Raw genomic sequence first — 9,944 nt, 5'->3', positions numbered from 1 at the left:
ATCCTGGTGCTCGAGGCCGGCGATGATCCGGATCAGGGTCGACTTTCCGCAGCCGGACGGGCCGACCAGCGTCAGGAACTCGCCATCGGCGATATCGAGATCGACACCGCCCAGCACCTTCGTCGATCCAAAGGATTTGGCGACCGAGGAGAGTGTAACCTTGGCCATGGCTTCGCCTTTCTGCGGCCCTGCGGGCTCTTCGTTGGGCGTGTTTCGGCCCGGCGCCCGCTGGCGACCGGGAGGCGTTCAGGCGGCGTGCGGCGGGTAGACCTCGTGGATCACGTCGTCGATCCAGAGCGTCTTCAGCGCGGATATTTCGTGGATCTCGGCGGAGAAATCCCGTCCGTCGAACGCATAGGAGACGGCACCGAGCGTCGTCGTACCAGCCATGCCCGGCTGCAATTCGGGGCCGACGACGAAGCCGGATGAGGGCCCCCAGATGTAGCGCGTGCCGGCGATCGTGAAGTCATGCGCGCGGTGTAGGTGGCCGCTGGCGACGAAGGCGACCTCGTGACGGCTGATGAGGTCGAGCAGATGCGCGCGCGGCCGCGGCGGCACGCTCCAGTAGCCCATGTCGCCCTCATCGGGCGTCTCGATAAAGAGCGGGCGGTGCAGGAACCAGCCGAGCCGGCGGCCCCGCGCCTCTGCGATCTGACGGTCGAGCCAGTCGAGCTGGCGGGCCTCCTCGGCCTCGTCGCTGCCGAACAGCATCGAATTGAGGCCGATCAATCGCCAGTCTTCGAGGTCATGGACCCAGAAGTCTTCGCCGAGATGCTGGCGCCAGCGCCCGAGGCGGGCATCGCTCACCGGCTGATGCGGGTGATAAGCCTCGCCGACATCGTGATTGCCGGGGATGCTCAACACGGGCACGCCCAGCGTATCGAGTAGGGCGCGGCAATGGCGCATGTCCTCGTCGATATCCGCACCATCGACCGTGACGTCGCCGGTGTGGATGACGAGGTCGGGCGCCTGTGCGGCGAGCCACTCGGTCAGCGGAGCCCAATTATCGGCAAAATGCCGCTTGGTCGGGCTCAGATGCGTGTCGGAAATCTGCACGATACGCTGCATGTCCCCTCCGGAATTCGCCACTTCATCGGGCGACCGTCTCATCCCGGCGCGAGCGCCGGGCAGCGGCTTTGCCTTGGACAATACAAATGAATGTTTGATGACACAATTGTATTTTAAGTACTTGTTCGCCTGCTGCGACCGAAGACCGTTTCCGGCTAGAGATCGGTGCTTTGCGGCAGGATCACGAGGTCGCGGATCGTGACATTGCGGGGCCGGGTCAGCATGAAATGCACGGCTTCCGCCACCTCTTCGGCCTCGATCAGGCCGCCACGGGCGCGCTCGGCATCGAGTTTCTCCTGCGGCCAGTCCGCGATCAGCGCCGTTACGACAGGTCCGGGCAACACGGCGCCGACCCGCAGGCCGTGCGGGATGACCTGGCGGCGAAGCGTGTGGACGAAGGCCTGAACCGCATGTTTCGAGGCGGTGTAGACCGGCTCCCATATCACCGGAACGACGCCGGCCACCGAACTGGTGACGAGAATGTCTCCGGTCTTGCGCGCGATCATATGTGGCAGCACGGCATGGATGCTGCGAAAGACCGCGTTGACGTTGAGATGGAGCATACGGTCCCAGGCATCGGGATCGCCCTCGCTCACCGGGCCGCCGACATAGGAACCGGCATTGGCATGGAAGATGTCGAGCGGGCCGGCCTTGTCGAGGATCGCCGGCAGCATGCCGGCAACGGAGGCGGGGGCGGTCAGGTCGACGACCAGCGGGATCGCGTCGGGCCCGAGCGAGGCGCAGGCCCGTGCGAGGGCTTCGCCGTCGCGATCGACGAGCACGACGCGCGCGCCGGCCGCGAGAAGCCTTTTCGCGCAGGCGAGGCCGATCCCAGAGGCTGCGCCGGTGATCGCGGCGGTCTTTCCGGTCAGGTCTTGGGTCACGACGAGGTCTCCAGAGCTTGATGGCGCGCGGGCCGCATGAGCTCGCGGGCAGTGCGGGCGGCCGCCTGCAGCGTTTCGAAGGCGGCGAGGCGACGAGCGTGCAGATCAGCGATTTCGCCACCAGCCGGTGTGAAGACGGCGGCGCCCGGCGCCATCCGGGTCATGGCCTCGCCAAGGTTGGGGAAGGTCTTCGCCGCTGTGGCCGCGAGCATGGCGGAGCCGAGCAGGACCGGGTCGACATCGTCAGGCGCCAGCAGTGGTAACTTGGAACAATCGGCCAGCAATTGCCGGATCAGGGGATGGCGTCCCGCGCCGCCGCTTAGCACGATCGCCTCGATCGTGGCGCCCTTGACCCGGCTCGCTTCGATGATCTGGCGCAGGCCGTAGCCGATCCCTGTCAGGCCGGCGACATAGAGCGCGACGAGGTCGTCGAGGTCGCGTTCCATGCCGAGCCCGGCGATCACGGCGCGCGCCTGCGGGTCGGCATGGGGGGAACGGTTGCCGAGAAAGTCGGGCACGACGATGATCTCGCCGGCGAGAAGGGCTGCTTTCGATGGCGTGGCCGCATGCCGGACCGCCTGAGCGGCGAGCCAGTCGGGCAGGGAGAGCCCTTCGCCTTCGGCGAGACGTTGCGCCTCGGGCGTTGCCGGGTGGAAGCCGATGAGCTGCTCGATGGCCGCGCCGGCTCCCGACTGCCCGCCCTCGCTGAGCCAGAGCCCTGGCGCCATCGCCGAGAAATACGGGCCCCAGATGCCGGGGATAAAGACCGGCTCGGCACTGCTCGCCATGGTGCAGGCCGAGGTGCCGAAGACATAGGCCATGCGGGTCAGCGCCGAACCGTGCGGCGAGCGTACGCCGACCGAGCCGACACCGCCGGCATGGGCATCGATCAGTCCGGCGGCGACGGCGGTGCCGGGCTTCAGGCCGAGCTCGGCAGCGGCCTGTTCGGTGAGCCCGGTGCCGAGTGCCGTGCCGCCCGGAACGATTTCGGTGCCGATCCGGGCGAAGCCGTCATCGGCGAGGTCGTCGAGCCCGACCCCGCGGAAATAGCTCGGGTCCCAGCGCCCCTCATGTGCGAGATAGGTCCATTTGCAGGTGACCGTGCAGGTCGAGCGCGCGAGCGAGCCGGTTGCGCGCCAGGTCAGGAAATCCGGCAGGTCGAAGAACTGCCAGGCGGCATCATAGGTCTCAGGCAGGTTCTCCTTGAGCCAAAGCAGTTTCGGCGTTTCCATCTCCGGCGAGATCGTGCCGCCGACATAGGCGAGGACCGGATGGCGCGTCGCGTTGATGCGTTCGGCCTGCTCGATGGCGCGATGGTCCATCCAGACGATGATGTCGCGGCCGGCATCGCCATGGGCGCCGACCGGCAGCGGTTTTCCGCCCGGCCCGAGCACGACCAGCGAGCAGGTCGCATCGAAGCCGATACCGGCGATGGCATCGGGCTCGAGCTTGGCCTCGGCCAACACCTCGCGCACGCTGGCGCAGACGGCCTGCCAGATATCCGCGCTCGACTGCTCGGCGATGTCGGGGCCGTCGCGATAAAGCGCGATGTCGCGCCTGGCGGTCGCGAGCATGCGCCCGCTCGGAGCGAAGATGCCGGCCCGGACGCTGCCGGTGCCGACATCGATGCCGATGAAATGCCCGGCCATATCAGGCCGCAGCGCGGTTCGGCGGCCCGGCGCGGGTGCCGTCCGGATTGCGCAGATAGACGCCGTGATCGAGCTGTTGGCGGCGCAGTTCGCCCACATCGATATCGGCCGGCGGGCGGTTGCCGCGCACCGAAATCTTGGCAGCTCGGCCGGCAGCCTCGCCCATCGCCATGCAGGTCGCCATGACGCGGATCGCGCCCATCGCCTCATGGGTCGCGGAGATGCTGCGCCCGGCGACGAGCAGGTTGCCGATCTTCTGCGGCACCAGCGAGCGATACGGGATGTCATAGCAGTCGCCGCACCAGATCAGCGTGCAGCCRTCGTCKGACGGGCGGTGAATATCGATCGGATAGCTCGCSACCGCGATCGCATCGTCGAAATGGGTGCAGGCCAGCACGTCCTCTTGCGTCATTACGTATTGGCCGCGGATACGGCGCGTCTCGCGGATGCCGAGGAAGGGCGCCGTCTTGGTGAAATAGGCGTTCTCGAAGCCCGGCACGTAATTGACGAGATAGGTGACGATGTCGTCGATCTGGGCGCGGCCCTCGATCTCGCCCTTGGTCAGGCTGCGGGCGTYGGTWCCATCCGTGCCCTTGACGCGGGTCATGTTGATCCAGACCTCGCCCTTCTTCAGGCCGGTGATGATGATGGTGCGCTCGTTCGGGATCTGCAGGCCGCGCTCGGCCTTGGCCTTGGCCATCAATTCGCGCATGCCGACAACGATGAACTGGTGGTTCTGGCCGAAATATTCGGCGGGAATGAAGTCGGTGAGGTAGGTGCGCGCCGCCGGCGGAGCGTTGGCAATCGAGAGGCGCAGCGCATCGGTGTCGACGCCGGCGAGGCAGAACATCAATGTCGGCGGCTGCATGCCGCCATGCTCGTTGCCCTTCTCGGTCGGCACGCCGGCGCTGTAGGCGACGTCGGCATCGCCGCTGCAATCAATCACGACCTTGGCGAGGATGGCGGTGCGGCCGCTCTTGCTCTCGGTGATCACGCCGCGGATCGTGTCGTTCTCGACCAGGGCGCCAGCGAAGAAGGTGTAGAACAGCACGTCGACGCCGGCTTCGGTCAGCATCTCCAGCGCCACCGTCTTTACCGCCTCGGGCTCGACCAGCGTGATGCCCATATGCAGCGGGCAGGGSCGRTGCTCRCTCGCGCCMTSSCGYTCMYKRCGCAGGCGYTCGATGAATTTCTGCGGSAGTCCGTCGATGATCTGGTTGCCCTTCTGGCCSARRAARCCGAGCACCGGCAGGYCGATCGTCATGTTGCCGCCGACGAAGCTGCGGCTCTCGATCAGCCCGACGCGCAGGCCGTCCTCGGCGGCAGCGAGCGCGGCCGTGAGGCCCGATGGGCCGCCGCCGACGACGAGCACGTCATAWTCGGCKGARACGGGGATGGAGCGSGCCGGCTCCTCGATGAAGCGGGTCGCGGCGGTCGACATGGCGAAAATCCTTCAGGGTGCAACGAATGGAGAAGGCCTGCGGGCCGGCCCCGCAGGCGGAGATTGCGATCAGGCCGGCATCATCGGCTTGACGCGTTCGATGATGGCGGAGACGGCGTCCTTGACCGGCTTGCGGCCGAGCACGGCGAGCTGGACCTCCTCCAGGAAGGTCGCCTGGGCGCGGGCGGCCTCCGGGAAGGGCGGGAAGGCGCCGCGGGCCGTCGCCAGCACCTTGGCCTCGACCGCGGCGAGCGCATTGCCGGCCTTCAGCTTTTCGTCGGCATAGGTCGAGACGCGCACCGGGCCGTTGCCGTTCAGCGCCATGCCGAGCGTCACGCGCTTGCTGGAGACCTCCTTGATGAAGCTCCAGGCCAGCGCCTTGTCCTTGGCGTTCTTCGGGATCGACATCGCCCAGGCCTCGACGACGGAAGCCATCGGCATCTTGCCCTGGATCGCCTTGGAGCCGGGGAAGGGGACGGCCTTGATCTTGCCGGGGAATTTGCTCTGCTCGGCATTGTTGAGCTGCGCGCCGCGCGCGAAGGGCAGCACGGTGAAGGCGGCGCGGCCCTGCTGCAGCCAGGTGACCTGGTCGTCGTTCTTGGTGGTGGCGTAGCTGCGCGGCAGGCTGCCGCTTTCGAACATACCGCGCAGAGCGCCTAGCCCCTGCTCCAGCGCCTCGCGGTTCGGCACCAGCTTGAGATCGGGGCTGATGAAATCGCCGCCATAGGCGCGGGCGAACATCACGGGGAAGACGGCGAGGTCGCTCGCCAGCACCATGCCGGTAACAGGCGTGCCGGCCTTGGAAGTGAAAGTCGTCTTCTTCGCCTGCTCGATCAGCTCTTCCAGTGTCGCCGGCGGGGCGGAGATGCCGGCCTCCTCCAGCAGCGCCTCGTTGTAGAACAGGCCTTGCGTCRCGTGGCGGACCGGGATTCCGATCAGCTTGCCGTCGACGGTCATGCCCTGGACAAGGCCGGGCGCGATATYGCCGAAGTCCTCGATCGCGTCCTTGTCCTGATAGGGGCCGAGCGGCTCGAACAGGGCGGCGATCTGGGAGGTCGGCCGGTTGTCGATGAGATAACCGACGCCGTACTCGGTCTCCTTCAGGCTGGCCTCGCGGAAGAGGCGGTCCTGCAGCGGATTGGAATCGAAGGTGGTGAAGGCGATCTCGGCGTCGTTGGCCTTGCGCCAGCCGGCCATCAGGTCGCCATCGCCGCTGCCGAGCACAGTCTGGTGGACCTTGTGGCTGAGGACGTTCAGCGTCTTGCCCGCGGCGAGCACCGGTCCGACCGCGAGCGCGGCGGCTGCGCCTGTGGCTCCGGCGACGAAGGCTCGGCGGGTGAGCTTGGTTTCGGACTTGTTCGGCATTTTTTCCTCCCTCTTTGTAGTTGGCTACCCCTTCGTCGAACCGGCGGTGAGGCCGGCCACGAGGTAGCGGTTCATGAAGACGACGAAGATGAGGACGGGCACGAGCTGCACCGTCGCGGCGGCGAAGAGAATCCCCCAGTCGACGCCGTCGATGGAGCCGATCATCTCGGAGATCACGAGCGGGGCGGTCTTGGCCTTGGTCGCCGTGAAGATGAAGGCGAAGAGGAACTCGTTCCACGAGAACACGATCACGAAGACCGCGACGGCGAGCACGCCCGGCATCGCCAGCGGGGCGATGACCTTGCGCAGGATGGTCATGCGGCTGGCGCCGTCCATCGCGGCGGCCTCGTCCAGCTCGCRCGGGATCTGGTCCATGAAGGTGCGCATCAGCACCGTACCCAGCGAGACGAAGAAGGTCGCGTAGAGCAGGATCAGCACGAGATGGGTGTCGCTGAGCCCGAGCCAGTTCACGATCGGGAAGAGCGGCAGCGTCACCACGATCGGCGGGATCAGCCTGACGATGATGAGCCCGAGCAGGCTCGCGCCGAGCCAGCGGCCGGAATTGCGTGAATAGACGTAACCGGCGCAGGCGCTGGCGACGATGGCGAGCAGCGTCGCGCCCACCGTGATCAGCAGGCTGTTGAGCAGCCCCTCGAAGAACACGCCCCAGGAGCGCCAGAGCTCGGCGTAGTGCTTGAAGGTCGGGGTGAACAGCCATTTCGGCGGCACCGCGAAGATGTCCTGGCCGGGCTTCAGCGAGGACATCGCGATGAACAGGATCGGGAACAGCGACCAGAACAGGATCGCCGCGACGGCGAGCGCCTTGCCCAGCCCGATCAGAAGCCGCTCAGTGCGCATGGGCGACGCCTCCGCGCTTGAGCAGGAAGACATAGGCGCCGGCGAGCAGCAGCGAGGCCAGCACCATGATCCAGGCGGTTGCTGCGGCCGGGCCGAACGCGTTGAAGCTGAAGGCCTCCTGATAGAGATAGATCGCCACSACYTCGGTCGAGCGSGCCGGKCCGCCCTTGGTCAGMAGCCASGCCTCCGAGAACAGGCGGAAGGCGAAGATGTAGCGGAASAGCAGSGCGATCAGCATSGCCGGSSCSAGCAGYGGCAGYGTCACMYGCCGGAARGCCTGCCAGCGCGTKGCKCCRTCGATCCGMGCSGCYTCGTARAGCTCGGCGGGGATSGCGAGGCGTGCCGCATAGACGATCACGAAGGTAAAGGGCAGATGCAGCCAGACCGTCAGCAGCCCGATCAGCACCATGGCGTGCGACGGTTCGAAGGACCAATCCAGCGTCGGCAGGCTCAATGCCCGCAAGGCCAGCGTGAYCGGYCCGGCATCGGGATCGAACAGGAAGCGCCACATCACCACGGCSGTGACCTCGCTGACSGCATAGGGCGCGAGCACGGCGACGAGMAGGAAGCGSCGRAASGGCAGGCCGCTGGCGAAGAGCAGAGCCATGCCGAGGCCCACGGCCAGTTCCAGATGCACGGCGACGACGACGAGGACGACGGTGTTCCAGAGCGCGCTGTGGAAGGCGGGATCGCTCAGGACACGCCAGTAGTTCTGTAGGCCGACGAAGCTCGGCGCCTGGCCGAAGCTCGACGTGTTGAGGCTCAGCCAGACGACATAGAGAGATGGCAGCACGATCACGCTCAGGATGAGCAGATGCACCGGCGCCAACAGCGGCAGTATCCGTGCCGTTCTTCGTAATTGCACGCGTTCCTCCGAACTTCTTTCGTTCCGGGCTCTGTCGGCCCGGTGATTGCGGACGCTATGCGTCCGTCAGTGAATGGCTTTGGGCGCTGCGGCCGCTTCCTCCGTTCGTGGCGCGGCGTCGAGAGCGTCCCTTTCGCCGGCGGCGCCGGGCGACAGGTCGCGCACGGAATCGCGGACTTGCAGGCTGGTCTGCAGCACGATGGTCTGCGGCGGCGCCTCATCGCCCGCCATGCGCGCACGCAGGCGCTGCCAGGCGGCCGCAGCGATATCGGCGACCGGCTGGCGGATCGCGGTCAGCCCAGTCTTGCGGGCGCTCATCCAGGGGTAGTCGTCGAAGCCGATCACCGAGACGGGGTCGGGAACGTCGATCCTGAGCCGCGCGAGCGCCGACAGGGCGCTCAGCGTCGTGACATTGGTCAGTGCGATGACGGCGCTCGGCCGCGCGTGCCGCTCCAGCCAGTGCCGGCGATTGTTCAAGACCGGTATCATCGCGCGAACTGGCGACGAGGATGTCGTAGCCATCCGCCTGCGCCATCACCTCGAGCTGCGACACCAGCGAGGTGAAGAAGACGTCGTCGAGATCGGGTACGAGCACGCCGACGACCTTGGCCTGGCCGGAGCGGAGCTGCGAGGCGGCACGATCGACCTGATAGGCAAGTTCGTCCGCGGCCTTGAGCACGCGCTCGCGCAGATCGGCGTTCACCGGCTTGTTGCCGCTGAACACATTCGAGACCGTCGCAATCGAGACACCAGCGCGTGCCGCGACATCCCTGATCGTGATCCGTCGATCGTCCATAGCGCCCTGTTAAACGTTTTACAGAAAAACGTTTAACAGGGCGCGCTTTGCTGCACAAGTGCTCGCTGCGTTCGCGAGGACATAACCAATTCCTCCCGACGGACGCGGGGGCTCGCCGAAGCTGTTCGGAACCGACAGAGCCGGAAGCGCCAAGCCCGATCATCATCGGCCGGCTACCCCCGCGGTCGAACGATGCCGCCGCGGTGCCAGGGGCGTCAGGCAAGCCGGGCAGCAGCGAGGCGGGCGGATTAGCCCCTGTCCTTCGCCGTCGCGCCTGCCCCCGGCCAACCCGGCTCACATACCGCCAGGCCGACTGGCAAAGCTCAGTGTCAGGAGATGTTGGCATATGGCAGTTGGACGATGTCGCTGTAGGCAGCAGACGCCGAAGTTCGACGTTTGAATTGGATCGCTCGGAAGCAGACCTTCCGAAGGTCGGGAAGGGGCCAATCGCGGGCGTATGTTCGGAACCATCCGCCGACATGCCGAGACACAACCTGCCATGTTGGGGGCGATATGGGATCGCATTCAGAACGACCCAGACGCTTCATCTCGATGTGCAATCAGAACCGCCGGCAGCGAGACCGGAAAGGGCTTCGCAAGCTCACTGACCGACAGCCCATCCTCCCGCTCCAGCCGCGCCAGCAAGGCCCGGCGCGTCGGGTCCGCCAGGGCAGAGAAGGTGCGGTCGAGCTGCGCATCCTGAAACTTAACCATTGAGTTAAGTGTAAGTCCGTGACGAGGCCGCCGTCAAGATCCAGGCCGTTCGCATACGGCGCAGTGTGTGGGGAAGTGAAGTTTGCCGCAGTTTACGAAAGCGACCGCAATCTCACTGGTCACTGATACGCACCGGCATTTGTTCAACATAAAACTCCAGCGGGCCGACGAATGATGCGGAATGAGGCCGGCGGCTTATCTCAGGCGCAGAAAGCTTGGCACCTTGAAGCGCCAATGCGGCACCTAGAAGCAGATAGATTGGCACTGGGTCGCGAATGATCCGGTGCTTAATCGACCAGAACGG

Annotated in this window: 10 protein-coding genes and 2 pseudogenes; all 12 read right to left on the bottom strand. The window is 66.2% G+C overall.

What is annotated here, in order from left to right; genetic code table 11:
• A partial coding sequence (locus AB4Y99_RS21395) for an ATP-binding cassette domain-containing protein (RefSeq protein ID WP_441524751.1) occupies positions 1-168 on the bottom strand: 168 nt, incomplete at its 3' end.
• Positions 169-246: 78 nt separating this feature from the next.
• Positions 247-1,068 carry a metallophosphoesterase family protein gene (locus tag AB4Y99_RS21390; protein ID WP_441524749.1) on the bottom strand — a complete coding sequence of 274 codons (822 nt, stop codon included), beginning with the start codon at positions 1,066-1,068 and terminating at the stop codon, positions 247-249.
• Positions 1,069-1,223: 155 nt separating this feature from the next.
• Positions 1,224-1,952, bottom strand: a complete 729-nt coding sequence (locus tag AB4Y99_RS21385) for an SDR family oxidoreductase (RefSeq protein WP_441524748.1) — start codon at positions 1,950-1,952, stop codon at positions 1,224-1,226.
• Positions 1,949-3,601: an FGGY-family carbohydrate kinase gene (locus tag AB4Y99_RS21380; RefSeq protein WP_441524747.1), complete on the bottom strand. Its 1,653-nt coding sequence runs from the start codon at positions 3,599-3,601 to the stop codon at positions 1,949-1,951. The genes AB4Y99_RS21385 and AB4Y99_RS21380 overlap by 4 nt, the downstream gene beginning before the upstream one ends.
• Position 3,602: 1 nt before the next feature.
• Positions 3,603-5,042 carry an FAD-dependent oxidoreductase gene (locus AB4Y99_RS21375; RefSeq protein WP_441524746.1) on the bottom strand — a complete coding sequence of 480 codons (1,440 nt, stop codon included), beginning with the start codon at positions 5,040-5,042 and terminating at the stop codon, positions 3,603-3,605.
• Between the two features lie 69 nt (positions 5,043-5,111).
• Positions 5,112-6,407 carry an ABC transporter substrate-binding protein gene (locus AB4Y99_RS21370; protein ID WP_441524745.1) on the bottom strand — a complete coding sequence of 432 codons (1,296 nt, stop codon included), beginning with the start codon at positions 6,405-6,407 and terminating at the stop codon, positions 5,112-5,114.
• A gap of 24 nt (positions 6,408-6,431) precedes the next feature.
• Complete coding sequence (locus tag AB4Y99_RS21365; protein ID WP_441524744.1) at positions 6,432-7,265, bottom strand: carbohydrate ABC transporter permease; 834 nt, start codon at positions 7,263-7,265, stop codon at positions 6,432-6,434.
• On the bottom strand, positions 7,255-8,085 hold the full coding sequence (locus AB4Y99_RS21360; protein WP_441524750.1) for a carbohydrate ABC transporter permease: 831 nt from the start codon (positions 8,083-8,085) through the stop codon (positions 7,255-7,257). The genes AB4Y99_RS21365 and AB4Y99_RS21360 overlap by 11 nt, the downstream gene beginning before the upstream one ends.
• A 111-nt stretch (positions 8,086-8,196) precedes the next feature.
• Entirely contained in the window at positions 8,197-8,607 is a 411-nt protein-coding gene (locus AB4Y99_RS21355) for a substrate-binding domain-containing protein (RefSeq protein ID WP_441524743.1), read from the bottom strand.
• Between the two features lie 229 nt (positions 8,608-8,836).
• A pseudogene (locus AB4Y99_RS21350) lies at positions 8,837-8,926 on the bottom strand (LacI family DNA-binding transcriptional regulator); the annotation flags it as partial.
• Positions 8,927-9,490: 564 nt separating this feature from the next.
• Positions 9,491-9,640, bottom strand: a pseudogene (locus tag AB4Y99_RS21345) (ArsR/SmtB family transcription factor); the annotation flags it as partial.
• A gap of 112 nt (positions 9,641-9,752) precedes the next feature.
• On the bottom strand, positions 9,753-9,944 hold a 192-nt coding region (locus tag AB4Y99_RS21340; RefSeq protein ID WP_441524742.1), incomplete at its 5' end, for a hypothetical protein.

This window comes from Allobosea sp. TAB14 (assembly GCF_052113865.1).
GTDB lineage: Bacteria > Pseudomonadota > Alphaproteobacteria > Rhizobiales > Beijerinckiaceae > Allobosea > Allobosea spartocytisi.
This window is presented reverse-complemented; position numbering and strand designations above follow the sequence as displayed.

Bases quoted from the DNA above. Each gene is read 5' to 3' on its own strand.
- AB4Y99_RS21390 (WP_441524749.1), bottom strand. From the start codon at position 1,068: ATGCAGCGTATCGTGCAGATTTCCGACACGCATCTGAGCCCGACCAAG.
- AB4Y99_RS21380 (WP_441524747.1), bottom strand. From the start codon at position 3,601: ATGGCCGGGCATTTCATCGGCATCGATGTCGGCACCGGCAGCGTCCGG.